Here is an 18350-nt window from a genome sequence, read left to right on the forward strand (position 1 = left end):
CGCCACCGCCACCGCCGCTCCCGCCCCCGGCGGACCGTCCCCCTGCCGGGTCGCCTACGACCTGGTCAACCAGTGGCCCGACGGCTTCCAGGCCACCGTCACCGTCACCACCCACGAACCCCTCGACTCCTGGCGGGTCGGCTTCTCCTTCCGGGACGGCCAGCGGGTCCGCCAGATGTGGGACGCCACCGCGAGCCAGGACGGCTCCCGCGTCACCGCCACCGCCGCCGACTACAACAGGACGGTCCCCGCCGGCGCGGAACTCGCCTTCGGCTTCCTCGCCTCCTGGCGCGGCACCAACTCCCCGCCGTCCGACTTCACCCTCAACGGCCGCTCCTGCGCGAAGGCGTGAGGGGGAAGTCCGGGAATCCGGGGCGCCGGGGGCCCGGGAGACCGGCGGCGGGAAAACCGGTTGGCGGTCCCGGGCCGCGGCGGGCTAGGGTGAGCGCGGATCAGGCGGTGGCCGTGGGCCGCCGCACCGGAGCGTCGCTCGGACGACGCGTGAGCGGAGCGAGGAGGTGTCGACCGATGGCTGTCACTGCGCAGGGCGCTGCCCGCACCCGGGAAACCATCAAGTCCACCTCCGTGGCCACCGGCTGACCTCACTCCCTTTTTCCATTTTTTCGTTCCGCGCGCGTGCGCGGCCGCCGGGGCCACCCTCGTGAAGGGTCATCCCCTTGAGCTCCACCTCCCTTTCCTCCGATTCCTCAGGCTCCTCCGGCTTCTCCGGCTCCTCCGCGCTCGCCCCCTACGGCTGGGACGACGCCTGGGCGGACGCGTTCGCCCCGTACGGCGCGCAGGGGCTGCTGCCCGGCCGCGTGGTCCGGGTCGACCGCGGTCAGTGCGACGTCGTCACCGCCGACGGGATCCTGCGCGCCGACACCGCCCACGTGACCCCGCACGACCCCCTGCGGGTCGTGTGCACGGGCGACTGGGTCGCCGTCGAACCGGAGGGCGACCCGCGCTACGTACGGACGTGTCTGCCGCGCCGTACCGCCTTCGTGCGCTCCACCTCCTCCAAGCGGTCCGAGGGGCAGATCCTCGCCGCCAACGTCGACCACGCCGTCGTCGCCGTCCCGCTCGCCGCCGAGCTCGACCTGGCCCGCATCGAACGGTTCCTCGCGCTCGCCTGGGAGAGCGGTTCGAAGCAGGAAGCGGCGCGGCGCACAATGGACGCAGCGAGTTGCGGGCATCGCTCGCCATGAGCGCGCGGTGGGTCCCTTCGGGGGAGGATCTCCGGCGTTCCGGCTTCTTGATCCGGGTGCCCGAGAATGTGTCCCTCCGGCTCGGGGCTGCGGCCTGTGCGTGACGGAGGACGCGGGGCGGCACGGTTCTGCGCAATTGAGGGATGGGCCACGGAACAGGCAGGTCTCACCGTAAACTTGCCGTTCATGGAGCGCTTAGATCCCATCAACCCACCCGTTGTCGGGCATGCCGTGACGCATGACGCTGTAGTGATCATCCCCGGGATCATGGGCAGCGAACTGATCGAAACGGATACCGGACGCGTGCTGTGGGGCATGAGGTCGGCGCTCGCGTACTCTGCCCGCTGGCACCACAAGACCGGGATGGCTGCACTCGCCGTCACCGAGGACGAACGGGCCGGACGAACGGGCCGGATCACTGCCAGCCGACTGCTCAAATTCGCCTCCTGGTCCCCCTTCCTCGGGGGATTCGAGCCGTACACCGACCTAGTGCGGGGGATCCTGCCCGCCGTTGCCGACCGGGCCGCAATCTGCGAGTTCGCGTACGACTGGCGGCTCCCGGTCGCGTATAACGCCCGGCTGCTGGCCGATGCGATCGACCGGCACCTGCAGGCGTGGACGGAACACCCCGCGCACCGGGAGGCCCAGCGCCGTTACCGGGCCGGCCGGCTGGCCGAGGTGGTGCTCGTCGCCCACTCCATGGGCGGCTTGCTCGTCCGGGAACTGGCCCGGATCCCCGGTGCGATGGACCGCGTCCGGGCGACGCTCACCCTTGGCACTCCGTTCCACGGCGCGGTCAAGGCGGCGGCAATCCTCAACTCCGGGTGCGGGGCGCCCGTACCGCTGCCCCACCGGCAGCTGCGCGACCTGGCCCGCACCCTTCCTGGGCTGCACGACCTGCTGCCCTCCTACCGGTGTCTCGAGACCGATGACGACATGGTCGCGCCGGCGCCCGCCGACATCGCCCGCCTCGGCGGTGACCGCGAACTCGCCGAGGCGTCCCTCGACCGCTCGGCGGCGCTGCGGTCCGTACGCATCCCGGACCACGTGATGGCCGTCGGCATCGACCAGCACACCATGCAGAGCATGCGGCTGAAGGACGGGGTCGTCATCCCCCAGCCGTATGTCTTCCAACGGCACGCGGACGACTCGGTGATGAGGGACGCGATCGGACGGCCGCTTACGGACGACTGCGGCGGCGACGGCACCGTCTACCGCTACGCCGGACACATCGCCGGCACCGAGGAGGGCGGAACCCACGCCCAGCAACACGGCGCACTGGCCACCTGCGGCAGTGCGATCGACCGCGCGCGCGGGCTGCTGACCGGGCTGCGCCGTCTCGAAGATCTGGGGCAACGCCTCGGACGCGGTATGACAGGGCTGGAGACGCCCGATCTCGTAGCCGTGCAGGAGGAGTTCGAGATCGTGGTCACCGGCGACGACGACCCCCGCCGGATGACCTGCCAGATCCAGGACACCGGCGACACCGACCGCGTCGTCGACACACCGCGGCTGCCGCCGCGCCGCGACACCTCCGACGCACTGCGCGTCCGCTGCCGGCTCCGGAAACCCGGTCTGTACCGGATCAAGGTGTCCGGTGGCAGCGAACCGGTCACCCGGCTGATCCTGGCCAGCGCCGAGGACCCGGACTTCGGTGGCTGACCGGTGTGGGGGGAGGACACGGGCTCCGAGGCACAGCCGGACGAGGACGGCTTCGACGTCTACGCCGTGGCGCTCGGAGACTACGTACGGCAGGAGAACTTCGACGCCGACAAGGAGGCCGAGGCGATCGGTGAACTGCTCGCCCAGTTCGGCGGCGTTCCCGTCCCCTGGGACGTGAAGCCCGCGGAGCGCGACCTCACCCAGGTCGACCTGCGGCTGCGGGACTGGGCCGACCCGTCCAGGGTTCGGGGCGGCGTGCTGCTCTGGATCGGACACGGCACGTCGAACGCGGAGGACGCCTCGCTCTACGTGCGGGGACACGCCACGGCCGCGGACGACACCGAACTCTCCGCTGCAGCCTTCGCCAAGCACGTCGTCAAGGCACGGCGGCTGCGGTCATACTACGACAAGTGGGACATCGTCGTTGTCGAGGCGTGCGGCGCCGAGGGGTTCGTCGAGCGTGCCCTCGCCGAGCTCGGCGCGGCGAGGAGCGCCAGCGGCCTGCTGCTCGTCGGCTCGGGACGCGACGAGGGGATCGGGCACCTGGGCACGTTCCGGCGCACCCTCACGGACATCCTCACCAACCGCTACTCGGATCACGACACGGAGATCCCCGTCAGCGGACTGGCGCAGTACCTCGACGAGGCGCGTACCCTGTCCATCTTCGCCCTCAACCTCGGCGGCCTCCCGCCGCTGCGTCGCCGCACCGCCTTCCCGGTCACCACCTCGGTGGAGAACCACGCCCGGCTCCAAGAGGCGGTCGACGCCCTGCCCGAAACCGAGCGCGCGCACCTCGTTCGCAAGGGGCTCGGCTCGGATTCGGGGGAGCTGTCCTGGTGCTTCGTTGGACGTGAGGCAGACCAGGACGCCATCGCCGGATGGCTGGCGGAACACCGCTCGGGCCTCCTCGTCGTCACCGGCCGGGCCGGGTGCGGCAAGTCCGCGCTGCTGGGCAACGTCCTTCTGCACGCCGACCCAGGCCTCGGCGAGCTGCTGCCGGTGCTGTCCCGGGCCGGTATTGCGGGCCGGGAACACGAAGGCGCCCCCGAACTGCCCGCGTTCGACGCCACGCTCCATCTGACCGGTGCCACCACGCACGACGTCACCACCCGCCTCGCCAAGGCCCTGTCCGTCGAGATGAGTCCGGACGCCCTGTACCCCGTCGAACGCTCTAACGCCCTCATCCGTGCCCTGCGTTCGGCATCACGCCCCGACCGGACGTACACGCTTCTCGTGGACGCCCTGGACGAGGCGCACGAACCCGCACTCATCGCCGGCCTGCTGCGCGAACTCGGCACGCTGGACGGCGTGCGCATCGTCGTCGGCTCCCGCCCGTCCTCCTATGAGGGCCCCGACCGCCCGCCGAGTACCGACCGGGACCTTCTCGAGGCTCTCGGTGAGGGCGAGGAGCACGTCCACGTGCAGTGGTTGCGCCGCGATGCCCGAGCCCTGTCCGAGTTCGTCACACAGGGCCTCGAGCAGACACGGGCTGCCTTCCCCGGCGGGCCGGAGACGTTCCAGGACGCCGTGCGGCGCGCCGCCGTGCTGATCGTCGGCGATGAGTACGCGGACCGGGACTTCCTGTACGCCGGCCTCGCCGTCCACGAGATCCAAGCCGACCCCGGTCTGCTGACCGCCGATCGCGTCGGCGAACTCGCCGATCTGCTGCGCGGCGACCACCGCACCCTGTTCGCGGCCGCGCTCCGCCGACTCGGCGCCCGGCACGCCTGCGCTCCCCGGTTGATCGAGGCCCTCGCGCATGCCCAGGGCAGAGGACTGCCCCGGGCGGACCGGATCTGGGCCACCGCCGCCTCGGCGCTCGGCGACGGGCCCGCAGACCGGGTCGGCTCCGCCGACATCGACGACGTCCTCAAGGCGGCGGCACCCTACATCATGCTGGACGGCGAAGACGGCCAGAGCGTCCACCGCCTGGCACACCGTACCTTCGCCGAGTACTTCACCCAGGCCGGATCGAGCGACGCCGCCGAGCGCGCGCTGCGGGTCACCGACGCGCTGGTGCGGCTCACCGACGACAGCGCCGACCGGCCCCTCAACCCCTATCTGGAACGGCACCTCTCCGGTCACGCGGCCGCAGTCGGCAGCCGAGGGTGGGCCGCCCTCGCCGAACGGTCGATCGTGCTGGACCGGCTGTCGGTACCGGCCGTCGCCACCGACGTCCTCCACGCGCTGGGCACATCGGTCGACCTGCCGCCGGCCGTCCTGGGCGTCCTGGACGCCGCGCACCTCATGCGGCGCGCCGAACCGGCCGACCGAGTCGGCCTGCGGCAGCTGGGTACGGCCCGCGCGACTGGGATCGCACCCGTGTGGGAAGAACCCGACGAGGGCACGCGGCGCGCGGGCTGGCAGGTGTGCTGGTCCCGGCTGCGGCCCCGACCGCCCCGGCTGACCCTCGCCTGCCTCGGAGTGCCGGTTCGCTCCCTGACTCCCGTGACCGGGCCCGGCGGGAGCACCCTGCTCGCAGCCGTCGACGACAGCGGCATACTGCACGTCTGGGACCCGGCGCGCGGGTACGCCGCCACGACCGCGGCCGCCTCCTCGCACGGGCCGGTGGCCTCGGTCACCGCACTGCCGGGCACCACCCTGCTAGCCACCGCCGGCCACGACAAGCGCGTGCAGATCTGGGACCTGTCCGCGCACCGTCCCCTCCCCGTCAAGTCCATCGGCAAGGGCATGTGGCCGCACTCCCTGCACGGCTGCCGGGTTACGGATCGCGCCGTCGAGGCCTCGACGGGCGACCCCCTGCTGGCGGTCGGGGACTTCGGCGGTGGGATCCGCCTCCTCGACCCGATGAGCGGCCAGGTGTGCCACCGGTTCCCCGGCGATGACAACGGACCGGTCTGGGCTCTCACAACCTTCTGCGACGCCGACGGAGCCACGCTGCTCGCCGCTGCGGCAAGCGGCGGCATCCGGGTCTGGGGCGTCGACTACCGCCGCCGAGGCGAACCCGTGCGTCGCGACGGCGCGACGCCACGGACCGTGGTCTCATTCGCGCATCCCGACGGCCGCGGCACGCTGCTGGCCGGCGGATGGGACGACGGCGGGGTCCAGGTGTGGGACCCCGCCACCGGCGAACCCGTCGTCGCGTTCGACTCCGACAGCCCCGTGTACGGGCTGGCCGTCCTCACCGCAGCAGACGGCCGCCGTCCGTTGCTGGCCGCCGCCGGGGACAGAGCGGTCCGCCTTTGGGACGCGCTGACCGGTGTGCCCGAAGCAATGACCGGGGCACCGCCGCAGGGCGCCACGGCCGAGGACGGCCAGGGAAGCCCCGGCAGCCGAGCCGCGACGGGCCTGGCCATCACCGCCTTCGCGGTGCCGGGCGGCGACACCCTGCTGGCCACCGCCGCCGACAACGGCGCGGTCAGCGTGTGGAATCCGCATCCCGGACCACGGACCTCCCCCACCGGCACCCACACGGCCGCCGACCCGCACCTGGGCAGGACCGTGCGGCTCACCACCGCCACGGGACCCGACGGCCGCACCGTACTGGTCGCCGAGAACGGTTGCGGCGCCCTCAAGGCCTTCGACGCCCTCTCCGGGGAACCCGTCGACGTGCCACCCGGTCACCACCCCACCGGACCGCCTCCCGGCACCACTCCGGTGCGCGGGCCGAACGGCGTGGCGCTGCGCGCCACGTACGGCAGGAGCGAGCAGATCGTGCTCACCGTCGAGGCGACGGGCCGCCCGTACGGAACGTCGCTGAGGGCCCATGAGAACTGGGTCACGGACGTCATCGAATTCACCGCGAGCGACGGGCGGCGCCTCATCGCCTCCTGCGGCGACGGCGACGACTGCACGGTCCGGTTCTGGGACCCCGCGGACCCGACCGGCCCCGCGACCCCCGCCGGCCGTCCGCGGCCCGTCGACCGGAGGCCCTTGTACACCCTCAGGCTCGACACCGAGTGCCTCAGCCTGGCCGACCTCGGTGACGGCCGGATCGCGATCGGAACCGACGAGGGCGTCCTCGTCGTACGTATGGAGTCCTGGCTGCTGGCAGGACAGACGGAAGGGGGCCGTGATGTCCGCACCAGCCAAGGACAGTAGCTGGTACGCCCAACTGGTGGACCGGCTCTTCTGTCGGCCCGGGGCCTCGTACGGCCCGTACAAGAGGATCTCCGAACCGGTCATCGTGCTGGAGAACCGGCTGGTTCGAGTGCGGATGCAGACGCCCGGCGACGAATACGAGACGTTCGAGATGTCGCTCTTCGACGGCATCCACGAGTTCGCAGGAGAGCTCTGGGAGCACGAGGTGCGCAGCCTGCTGCGGCTCCAGGCGCTCAACCACACAGCTCTGCCGCAGATTAGCGACGGCAGTTTCGACGCGACCGAGGGCATCGCCTTCACCATGACCCGGGACAACGGCAGGCCGCTGAACATCGACTGGGCGGTCGCCTGGGCGAAGGAGCACCGGATCGCCGCCTTCGAACAGTTCAGCGTCCTCGTCGACGGACTCAGCCAGCTGCACGGCTCGGGCATCCTGCACCGCAACCTCACCCTCGGCGCCCTGCGGGTCAAGACGGGCTACGACGCGGCCTCCCAGCACATGGCCCTGGGCCTCGAACGCTTCGAGATGAGCACCCTCATCGGCAACCTGCTCCGCTCCATGGGCAGCCAGTCCCAGGGAACGGTCGCCCAGCAGAGCATCCGCGAGCTATACCTGACGCCGCCAGAAGGCGTCGAACCGGCCCGCCACCTCTCCTACCTGGCCCCCGAGACCCACCCCTCGCTCTTCGACGCGATCCCGGCCTCGCGCCGCGACTGGGACATCACGGACGTCTTCGGACTCGGCGTCCTCGGCTTCGAGCTGTTCTGCGGCCCGATCAGCGAGTGCCTGCCGGACGACTACGCGGGCGTCGCCCGCGCCGACGAGTCCAGTCTGCGCCAGGCGCTGGGCAAACTGCACCGGGCGATGCGGACCCACCTGGCCAACCGGCCCGAGATTCCCGCTGCCCTGACCCGACTGCTGCGGAGCATGCTGGAGCTACGCCCCGAGGCGCGCATCACCTCGTTCGACGCCGCCCGCCGGATCGAGCGGGACTGGGAGGCGGTCTGCGGTGTCTGGGAGGACAAGGACGAGAGCCAGCTCCCCCACCTCGTCGCCTTCATGCCCGACGAGTCCGTCGAGACGATCTACAAGCAGCGCAAATGGGTCTCCCGCAGCCCCGACGACGCGGCCGGCCGCGAGGAGCTGAAGGCGTTCTTCGAGAAGGAGCTGCGCCAGGCCGAACTGGTCAGGTCGCCCAGCGGCGCCTTCGGCTACGCCACCGGCCAGGAGGAGAAGCTGCGTGAGGCGGAGTGGGTACTCATCGGCGAGAGCGCCGTATGGTTCTGCGCCTACCTCTACGACGACTCCGGCCCCAAGGGCGACCAGCGCATCTTCGACGACACCCTGGTCATCAAGTACCTCCGCGAACGCGACTACGCCCAGGAACTCGTCAATGCCTACCCCCGGCGCAGGCTGTCGCGGATCGACCTGGTCGCCTACAAGGCACGCCAGGACATCTCCCACCACCGCACCGGTCGCCCATCGTGGGCCCGGCTCACCGAGTCGGTGTCCGTGGGCGTACGGAGCAAGGACCACAAGGACGAGGCCTTCCTGACCGCCCTCGACTTTCTGATCGACTACCAGACGGTGGAGATCAACGCCCGCAAGTACCCGTTCGTCCGTGTCGAGGAGCCGGACGACGCGCCGAAGACCCCGACGAACGCGAACATTGCCGTGCTGACGTACGCCCAAGGCCGCGACGACGAACGGCGGCACCGCAACCCGCTGCTCACCGCATACACGTCGGACTCCCGCCGCCGCCCCCTCTTCGGTGACTTCGTGGCGGACCTTTCCGTGGAGGAGGGGGACCTCGTCAAACTCGACTATTCGGAACGGCCGCACTTCGGCCGCAACCCGGCCCAACTGCAGTTCCTCAGGCGACTCGACGCACACTCGATTGAGGTGCGGAGGATCGGCGGAGGGCCGGTCCCGGCATCCGGCTGGGTGCGTCCCTCCATCGACGCCGGAACCGACATCCAACTCGGCCGACAGGCCCGGGCCCGGCACTCTCTGGGAAACCTGCCCGGACTCATCCGTGCCCTCCGCGAGCCTCTCTCCATCGACCTCGGCCGGGGCCGCTACAACGAAACCGACGACGGGACCCTGGCGGGCAACGCCCCCGACGTGATCCGGGACATGCTGTCGATGCACCCCTTCTACGCCCTCCAGGGCCCGCCGGGCACCGGCAAGACCACCGTCGCCACTCGCGCTGTAAGCCGCTATCTGACGATGGAGAAGGGCGCACGCGTCCTGGTCAGCGCCCAGTCGAACTACGCCCTGGACAACCTCGGCATCCGGTTGGCGGAGGAGCTCGTCGACGGCATCGGCAAGGGACAGATCCTACTGCTGCGGGAGATGTCCGAGGCCCGGGGCATCGACAAGGTCGACGAGCAGCTGCACAAGCACACTCTGCCCGAGCTGACCCGCGAGGTCGTACGCGGCATCAAACGGAAGCTGGGCGGCACGCCGGGCACCGCACGCATGAAGCCGAACGAGGCCGCCCTCGCACGGCAGTGGCTGGAGCAGATCGAGGCCAACCAGGTGGAGATCTCCGACCGGATCAAGGCCGGCGCCAACATCGTCCTCGCCACCTGCTCCATGGCGGCCACCGTTACCGACACGGTCCGCGACCCCTCCGACCTGTTCGACTGGGTCCTGCTGGAGGAGGCGGCGAAGGCCTGGCCCACGGAAGTCATCACCCCCCTGGTGCTCGGCGTGCGCTGGACGCTCATCGGCGACCACCGGCAGCTGGGCCCGCACCGCGAGGGCGACCTGAGGGCGTTCCTGACAAGCCTTGCCGGACACGGCGACCCCGACGTCAAGCGGCACTATGACGCCCGCGACAGCTATCTGAAGGTCCTCGGACTCTTCGGAGAGCTGTTTCGCCCCCAGCCGCCACGGCCGGCGCAGAGCAGGCGAGTTCCCCCGCTCGGCAGCCTGGAGAGGCAGTTTCGCATGCACCGCGTCATCGCCGAACCTGCGAGCCGCGCCTTCTACCCCAAGGAGCCCCCGGAGCAGGACCGCGAACTGGGCCTGCCGGTCAGCTTCCTCACCACGCACGAAACCGCCAACGAGCCGCACGGCGTCACCAACCCCCCCTTCCTGGAGGGCTCTCCGCTGGTCTGGATCGACACCACCGGGCAGCCCGGCTGCGCCGACGAGGGCTACTGGATCAACACCGGCGAGGTCAACCTGGTGGACTGGCTCGTCACCAACATGAAGCCGGAACCGTCAGGCCTCTCCGAACCGGATGCCGCCGACAGCCTCGCGGTCCTCACCCCGTACGCCGCCCAGGTCGCCCTGCTCAAGCAGCGTGGCTCACTGCGCGGCCGGGTGCACACCGTCCACTCTTTCCAAGGTCGGGAGGCACAGCGCGTGGTCGTCTCACTGGTCCGGTCCACCGTGCGGGGCAACGTCCTGCAGAACGTCGGCCACGTCGGTCAGGCCGAAGTGATCAACGTACTGATGTCGCGGGCACGCCGCCTTCTCGTCATGGTCGGCAGCCTGAGCCACTTCTCCGAGCACGGCGGCTCGGACTGGCGGCTGGTGACCGACACCGTGAAGCGGTACGGCCGGATTGTCCCCGCCGCCGAGTGGAAGTGAGCCATGGCACAGGACGTCGAACTCGCCATCCCCTGCCGACTGGTCACCCTCTCCCTGCTGCTCGGCCCCGAAGAAGGGCTCACCACCCTGGAGGACCTCGTCGCGAAGGCCATCGCGGCCGGCCGCACCACCGTCGAAGGGCAGGCGGAACTGTTCGCTCTGCCGCGGCGGATCATCCTGGACGTCGTGCACAGCCTGTGGCGCAAGGGCCACGTCATGGTCGACTTCACCAGCGGAAACCTGGAACTGACCGACGGCGCCCGCGAGATGATCACCTCGGACGGTTCGCTGCGCGACAGCGCCGTGCGGCAGGAACACCGGCAGTTCCTCTTCGAACCGGTCAGCGGCCGGGTCTTTCCCGCCGATGTCGGCACGCGCAGACCGTCCCAGGCCAGCCTCCACGTACCGCTGCACCAGGTCCTCAGCGAGACCGACCTGCCGGCCGCGGAGCTGCTGCGCGCCGTACAGACCGCCATCCGCATCGACCGCCGCAGCCGGGGATTCCGGCAGAACGTCCTCGACGTCGGCTTCCGCAGCCCCGTGCTGCGGCCGGCGAGTGAGCTGCGCTGGCTAAGCGCTCACGCGCAGGTGTTCCTCGACGACCACACCGGCCGGATCTCGGTCCGGCTCCTGGACGAGCCGGGATGGAACTCCCGGGCCCGCGAGCGGATGCGCCAGCACCTGGCCGACCTCGCGGAGCAGCAGCCCGACCACGCGTTCGTCCGCTCGCTGCGCGGCCGGGCCACGCTCGAACTCGCCCCTTCCGAGGACGCCGAGACCCTGCTGCGGCGTATGGGCGAGTCCGTCGCCACGCTGTCCGGGGTCGAGCCCAACCAGGTCGAGGAACGGCAGAGGATCCTCGCAGACCTCTCCCGGCGGCTGTCGTCACGGATCGCCGAGATCACCAGGGCCAAGGCGGCTGTCACCGTCGTGACCAGCGCCGCCGGCCACCAGTGGGCCGCCGAGCATCTGATCCAGTACGCCGGAAACCAGCTCGTCTTCGCCGCTCCGAACATCAGCTACGCGGCACTCAGCGGACTCCTGCCACTGCTGCGCAAGGCCTTGGAACGCGGAGTCCACCTGGTCTTCCTCTGGGGCCGCAGCGACAGCGACACCTTGCCCGACCGCGTGAAGACGGCGCTCTACGACCTCCAGGCCCGTCACCCCTCCCGAGTGCTGTTTGCCGACCGGAGCACCAGGACCCAGGCCTGCGTGGTCGTCCAGGACAACCGGCGGGCGTTCGTCGGGACCCACAGCCCGCTGGACGTGAACACCGTCCGCGACGACAGGGGAGAGGTGGGCATCCTCATCGAGAGCGCCACACAGGACGGTCCGCCGGGTGTTCCGCAGTGCGTCACCGACTTGCTCATCTGGGCCCGCAAGTCCTTCCCGTACTGGCAGCTCGGCCAGCGCATCCTGGTCCAGGACGACCACTTCGATCCCGTGCCGGAACAGCGCCGCGCCGAACCAGCAGCCGTCCCTCCGCCGGGTCAGGAGGAGGGGCAGGCCGCCGTCCTCCGCCAGGACGCCACCGCCCGTGCCCTGTGGGCCCAGAGCTGGGCGGAGCACCACGCCGTGCTCACGGACATCCTGCGCCGGGCCGACCAGGGCGACCCGGCCGTCGAGATCCTGGAGGACGGGGCGCCGCGGGATCTCGTCCAGCAGGCCCTGCAGAACGCGACCCGGCTCCTGCTGCTCGCCGACGACACCCGGGAGGCCCAGGCCTTCGACGAACGGTTCGTGGCTTCACTGCGCGGACGCGTCGACCAGGGCGTCGACGTGCAGCTGATCCGGCCGAGCGCACGCGGCCAGAAGCGGCTTGCGGACCAGCCGGCGCTCAAGGAGCTGCTCCGCCGAGGCCTGAAAATCCGTGACAAGCGGGCCGGAGCGCGGGCCGCAGTCTGGGACGACGACGCAGTCCTCGGCAGCCTGCCGCTGCTCCGTGAACGCCGGCGGGCCCTGCCGCCGTCCGAGCGCACCAGCCATGTCGGCGTCCACATCCGTGGCGCGAACGCGGTCGGCCGGATCGCCGCGGAGCTGGGCATCACCCCCGTGCACGTCCCCGAGCTGACCACCCCGGCCGAGCCGGACGGACAGCTCAGAGGCGCCACCGCCGTCGCGCTGTCCCTGCAGGTCGAGGCCCGCTCCGCGCGGGGCAGCGCCCAGTACGCGGCGATCGTCGCCGAACGACTGCGCCAGGTCGACGACCTTTGGGGCGTCCTGGACGTCTGGCACGGCACGGCCCCGCCCGAGGAGCTGCGTCCGGTGGTCGCCGCGGCCCTGGCCCAGGAGCGCGAAACCCATGGAGAGCACTGGTCTCGCTGGGCTGACTGGCTGATCGCCGACGCCTGGGACCGGCGCGCCTTCGTCGAGGCTTCACTGCTGGGCCGGCTCCTGCACCCCGGCGAGAAGACGGTGCCGCCCGCCGCCTGCACCGCGGCCGCGGCGATCGAGACCGGCCCGCTGGGCACGGCGCTGGAGTATGCGGCGCTGGAGCTCGCCGACTGCGAACCGGCCGCACAGGCCGTGGGCGCGGCGGCCGGCCTCGCCGAGACACTGCTGCGCACCCTGCCGGGTGACGGACCGGCCGTGCTGGAGCTGCTCGGAGAAGCACTGCCGCCCTCCTGGCGGGAGCTGGCCGAGGCCGCCCTCCGCTACCGGGCGGACGGCAACGGCGCACTCCCGCTGGCCCTGCTCACGTCCGAGCTGTCCCGGATGACGGAGCTCGGCCAGACGGCCGAACAGTGGAAGCAACTCATCGACAGGGTCGACCACTTGGAGCAATTGCACCGCTTCACCTTCGACTCCGGCAAGTTCCTGCACAGGGAGCTGTTCGCCAAGGACGGGATGCTGTCGTCGATCCGGACAGCGGCCAAGGCCGACACGGAGGAGTGCGTACGGATTCAGGCAGGCCTTCCCGTCAACGTCCGCCGCCACCTCGACCAGATCGTGGCCGACGGCGGACGTCCCGAAATCAAGTGGGGCAACCAGCGCACGTTCCTCCACACGATCGAGGACATCGTGCGCCGCGCCAGATCCCTCACCCCCCTGCCCACAGGGCCCGGCACCACCGCGGGGCCGGCGGCGGAACTCGCGGGCTGCGCGGAGCTGGCCGAGCTGATCGCAGCCAGGTGGGACGCGCTGTTCAGCGACGCGGGCGGCCTCGGCCGCCCCTACGCAGCCCCCCTGCTGGCCCTGCTAGAGCGGCTCGATCCGCTCGCCCAATGGCACAGGTCACAGCGAAGCAGGAGGACCGAGGATCGATGACGGACGCCGACGAGTCACTGCGGTCCCTGCTCGCCGTGTGGCCGGGCAGGTTCCGCTTCCCCGAACTGCTGGTGGCACTCTCCGACGGCCGCACGGCACCCCTGGAGGACCTGGCCGTCGCCGGCCTCGCGGGGATCGCCGGGGACCACGACGAGTACCGGGCCTGCGCCAGGCTCATCTCCGACGGAGAGTTCCGGATCGCCGAGGAGATGCTCGCCGAGTGCCAGGCACTCGACGCCGCACAGACCGACGATTTGCGCACCCGGCTCGGCCGGCGCCGGGCCGAGTGCCTGGAACTGGTTCTGGGCCGAATCCAGCAGCTCATGGACCGGGCAGCCGCGGCCGACGTGGACGCCGTACCGGAGCGCGAGGCACTCACCGCACTGTGCGCGCGGTCGTGGCCGCAGTCGGACGAACGCCTGCTCGCGGATGAGAAGGCTCTGCAAGACGTAGTGGACGAAAAGCGGAGGATGCTGCGGGGCAGATGCGAGGAGGCGGCCGCACAGGGCATGGACCCGGACTCGCTCGGCGTGTGCGAGGAGCTGCTGAAGGCAGGGCAGCTGCGTCTCGTCGCACTGCTGCTGGCCAACGGAGCCTCACCGCGCCCGGGGCCGGAGGCGGTGCCGCCGCTTCGGGGCTGGGCACATGCCGGCGAAACCCCTTCCGAGGTCCTGAAGTGGCACCTCGACGCGACCATCCGACCCGTGAGTTTCGACCGCTGGCGGCCCACCGGCCCGGCGGGCAAGGAACTGCTGGAGGCCTACGCCGCGCTCGCCGACAACAACGAGGCCACCGCGGCCCGGTTCGCCCGCGCGCTGACGGAGTTCCTCGGGGCCGGGGACTACCCCCAGCCGCCGGTGCACCGCGTCGAGGGCGGGTACCTCACCGCGATCACTGGGGTGTTCACCGACGAGGAGACCGCGCGGTTCTGGCCCACCGGCAGCGTCGAACTCTTCGTCGCCGGCCCGGAGACCGAGCACCGGCCCGAGTTGGACCTCGGCCGGCCCTACATCGCGGTCGGCTGGTCCCTGCGGGCGCAGACGCTCCCCGAGCGGACCCCTTGCGCCGTGCTCGACCTCGGCCACCTCGTCGAACTGGTCACCCTCCGTGCGCACGTCCCCGTACAACTGCTCAGAGCACTGGGGAGGCAGTGGCCCCTCGAGGTATTCACCGGTGGGTCCGTCGCCTCACTGGAGGCGCTGCTCGGCACCGACCCCGGGCAGCGGTGGCACATCCTGCGCTGGATGGTCGACCTGGCAGGGTTGGGGGATATCACGACCGCCGACGCACTGACCTTCCAGACCGGCCCCGATACCGCACTGCTCCACCTCTTCCTGGAGTTCCTGGCACGTCCGAAAGCCGGGTCGCAGGAGCGGGACGGGTACGCCGCTGTGCGGGACTGGGCCAAGAACCAGCCGTTCGCCCAGACGGTCGAACGCGCCGTTCTCGCCGCGATCACCGATTCGGCGGCTTCCCAGGTTGCCTTCTGGGCTGCGCTGTCCGCCGCCGTGCCGGGGCAGCAGGTCACGTTCGAAGAGATCCTGTTGAGTGCTGCCTCGGTCGCCGGGGAGGGAATGTTCGACGACGCCCACGAGGCCGAGGTCCGGTGTGGTCTCGCCCGGCTGGCAACCCTTCCGCTGGTGGACCGGGCCGACGCCGACGAGGTCCAGCTGCACCGGTGCGGGGTCCTTCTTGTGCTCGGGGGTGACGCCGACCGGAAACTGGAGCAGGCCGTTGCCCGCCTGGCGGAGGAAGCCGCGGAAAACGGTGCTGACCGAAGCCGGGCCTTCCCGCTCGCGGACTGGCAGCTGTACCGCTACGCCCTACACCCCGAGCTGTGGCACTACGAGCAGATTGCCGACGCGCCCGGCACCACCGCCGAGGAACTGGCGGCCGCCGCCGAAGCCCTGACCGGCACGACGGACGAACTTCCTGCGGGCCTATCGGCGGAGGGCGAGTCCGACGTCTTCTCGACCCTCCTGGAGATGAGGAACCCGTTCACCACCCACTACCCCAAGGTGAAGCTACAGGTCCACGCGCCGGACAGCTGCCTGGTGAGCGTCTCGGGCGCCGGTCTGCAACGGATCCTCTACGAGCTGCTCTCCAACGCGGCCGAGGCGTGTGCCGTGAACGGCGATGCGACCGTGCGGGCGACTGTCACCCCATTGGGCGCGGAGTTCGCCGTCGACATTCAGGACAACGGCCCGGGCCTGGCCTACGCGGAGGGGACCGAGCACATCGTGTTCCGCAAAGGCGAGTCGACCCGCGGACCGAACCGGGGGACAGGTTTGTACATTGCTCGCCGCCTGGCACGCAGTGTGGACGGAGACCTCAGTGTCCGGTCACGCGTCTTGGGGCATCCGGTGCTCCAGGGTGCTCATTTCCGACTGCTGCTGCCACGGGCTTGAGATGCTCGTGACGAGCCGGTGTGGCTGCGGGCGGCGCACGGTCTGGTGGTCTGGCGAGTACTGACTCGATGCGGCATGACGTCGGAGTTCACTTGTGGTCATCCGACTACTCACCGAACCTCTTTCATCCTGGACAACCGCAGGCTGGCAGTGCGTGGGTACCTTGGACGTCGGTGCTGATGCGTCGGGTGGAGCAGTGTGCTCTGCGGAGGATGTGCCAGGACTCCGGCCGGGCGGAGGAGCGTTCGCCCCGTGCCCGGCGTCGCGCCGGAGGACCGTAGCGGTGTGTTGTCGGGGTCGCCCGGCAGCTGGTCAATTCGCATTGAGGTTTGCCGGCGAGCAGGCACGTCTGCTTTCGCGCGTCCCATCTATTCCTGCCATCACCTCGTCGGAGCACCCGCGGTCGGTGCCGGGTGGGCTAGGGGCCCGGATTTACTCGGTGGTGCCGTGTCCTGGGGTGGGGCTATGGTTCTGCTCGTTCCAAGGCGCGGCTGCGTCGTTGCCAAGGGAACGGTGCTGGTCCGTCGAGAGGAAGCAGGAGGTGAGGACATTGATGACTGTCGCGGTGACGGGCTCTGCCCGCATTCAGGAGTTCATCGTTCCAACCTCTGTGGTCTCCGGCTGACACCTCATTCGATCTTTGCGCTTGGAGCGCGCTGCCGGGGCCACCCTTCGAAGGGTTTCCCCTTGTCCAACGCTTCGCTCCACCCATTTTCCTCTTCCGCTGTTCAGCACCCGCTCGCCGTCTACGGCTGGGACGAGGGCTGGGAGACCGAGTTCGCCTCGTACGCCGCTCAGGGCCTGGTCCCGGGCCGGGTCGTCCGTGTCGATCGCGGCCAGTGCGATGTGGCCACCCCTGACGGCGTCGTCCGTGCCGACACCGCGTTCGTCGTTCCTCACGACCCATTGAAGGTCGTGTGCACGGGGGATTGGATCGCCGTCGACCCCGAGGACGGTGATCCGCGGTATGCGCGGACGATCCTGCCGCGCCGGACCGCCTTCGTGCGGTCGACGTCGTCCAAGCGGTCCGAGGGCCAGGTGCTGGCCACTAACATCGATCACATCGTCATCTGTGTGTCGCTCGCGGTCGAGCTCGACCTCGGGCGGATCGAACGGTTCCTCGCGCTCGCGATGGCTAGTTCGAGCGGTGAGGCAGTGCTGCGTAAGTCGGCGGACTCCTGGGAGTCCGGGGCGCAGCCGGTGGTCGTGCTCACCAAGGCCGACCTCGTGCCGGACGCGGTGACACGGGCGCACCTCGTCCAGGACGTGGAGACCAGCGCGCCGGGCGTGCCGGTGCTCGCCGTCAGCGCACGGGAGAGGGCCGGCCTCGACGTCCTCGCGGCGGTCGTCGCCGGGGGCACGTCGGTGCTGCTCGGGCAGTCCGGGGCGGGCAAGTCCACGCTCGCCAACGCGCTGCTCGGCGAGGACGTGATGGACGTGCGGGCCGTCCGGGACGTCGACGGCAAGGGCCGGCACACCACGACCACCCGCAACCTGCTGGCGCTGCCCGGCGGGGGAGTCCTCATCGACACGCCCGGCCTGCGGGGCGTCGGCCTGTGGGACGCCGGCACCGGCGTGGGCCAGGTGTTCTCCGAGATCGAGGAACTCGCCGAGGGCTGCCGCTTCCACGACTGCGCCCACGAGAGCGAGCCGGGCTGCGCGGTCCTCGACGCCATCGGGACCGGGGCCCTCCCGCAGCGCCGCCTGGAGAGCTACCGCAAGCTGCTGCGGGAGAACCAGCGCATCGTCGCCAAGACCGACGCGCGGCTCCGTGCGGAGATCCGCAAGGACTGGAAGCGCAAGGGCGCCGAGGGCAGGGCGGCGATGGAGGCCAAGCGCGGGCGCTGGAAGTAGCCGGGCGGGGGCGGTCCCGAGAGGGAGCGCCCCTCGCCTCCGCCGCCCCTCATCTCCCTGTCCGATTTCCGCCGGTCCGGGCTCCCCGGCCGGTGGAGACTGGACGGTGTGAAGGACGAGGACAGCAGGTACGAAGCGGTGCGGAGCCGGGACGCCCGGTTCGACGGGGCGTTCTTCTTCGCCGTGGAGACGACCGGGATCTACTGCCGGCCCAGCTGCCCCGCGGTCACGCCGAAGCGGCGCAACGTGCGGTTCTTCGCGACCGCCGCCGCCGCGCAGGGCGCCGGC

The 18350-nt window shown here is 70.9% G+C and carries 8 protein-coding genes and 1 pseudogene; all 9 read left to right on the plus strand.

From position 1 onward, the window contains the following. A partial coding sequence (locus tag B7L92_RS30500; RefSeq protein ID WP_174704045.1) for a cellulose-binding domain-containing protein occupies positions 1-352 on the plus strand: 352 nt, incomplete at its 5' end. Between the two features lie 325 nt (positions 353-677). Next, positions 678-1148: pseudogene (locus B7L92_RS30505) on the plus strand (ribosome small subunit-dependent GTPase A); the annotation flags it as partial. Positions 1149-1472: 324 nt separating this feature from the next. Then, positions 1473-2867 (plus strand): esterase/lipase family protein, encoded by a 1395-nt coding sequence (locus tag B7L92_RS30510; RefSeq protein ID WP_159461071.1) that lies wholly within the window; start codon positions 1473-1475, stop codon positions 2865-2867. 3 nt (positions 2868-2870) lie between these two features. Next, on the plus strand, positions 2871-6929 hold the full coding sequence (locus B7L92_RS30515) for a P-loop domain-containing protein (RefSeq protein ID WP_081240576.1): 4059 nt from the start codon (positions 2871-2873) through the stop codon (positions 6927-6929). Then, on the plus strand, positions 6904-10533 hold the full coding sequence (locus B7L92_RS30520) for an AAA domain-containing protein (protein WP_159461072.1): 3630 nt from the start codon (positions 6904-6906) through the stop codon (positions 10531-10533). Before B7L92_RS30515 ends, B7L92_RS30520 begins: the two co-directional genes overlap by 26 nt. A gap of 3 nt (positions 10534-10536) precedes the next feature. Then, on the plus strand, positions 10537-13800 hold the full coding sequence (locus B7L92_RS30525) for a phospholipase D-like domain-containing protein (protein ID WP_081240578.1): 3264 nt from the start codon (positions 10537-10539) through the stop codon (positions 13798-13800). Then, a complete protein-coding gene (locus tag B7L92_RS30530; protein ID WP_081240579.1) occupies positions 13797-16208 on the plus strand; it encodes an ATP-binding protein in 2412 nt (803 codons plus the stop codon). The genes B7L92_RS30525 and B7L92_RS30530 overlap by 4 nt, the downstream gene beginning before the upstream one ends. A gap of 687 nt (positions 16209-16895) precedes the next feature. Next, positions 16896-18062, plus strand: a complete 1167-nt coding sequence (gene rsgA / locus B7L92_RS30535) for a ribosome small subunit-dependent GTPase A (RefSeq protein WP_081240580.1) — start codon at positions 16896-16898, stop codon at positions 18060-18062. Positions 18063-18170: 108 nt separating this feature from the next. Then, positions 18171-18350: Ada metal-binding domain-containing protein (locus B7L92_RS30540; RefSeq protein WP_304364724.1), on the plus strand; the 180-nt coding region annotated here is incomplete at its 3' end.

Source organism: Streptomyces viridosporus, from assembly GCF_002078235.1.
Taxonomy (GTDB): domain Bacteria; phylum Actinomycetota; class Actinomycetes; order Streptomycetales; family Streptomycetaceae; genus Streptomyces; species Streptomyces viridosporus.

Bases quoted from the DNA above. Each gene is read 5' to 3' on its own strand.
- B7L92_RS30525 (WP_081240578.1), top strand. From the start codon at position 10,537: ATGGCACAGGACGTCGAACTCGCCATCCCCTGCCGACTGGTCACCCTC.
- B7L92_RS30530 (WP_081240579.1), top strand. From the start codon at position 13,797: ATGACGGACGCCGACGAGTCACTGCGGTCCCTGCTCGCCGTGTGGCCG.
- B7L92_RS30520 (WP_159461072.1), top strand. From the start codon at position 6,904: ATGTCCGCACCAGCCAAGGACAGTAGCTGGTACGCCCAACTGGTGGAC.
- B7L92_RS30510 (WP_159461071.1), top strand. From the start codon at position 1,473: ATGGGCAGCGAACTGATCGAAACGGATACCGGACGCGTGCTGTGGGGC.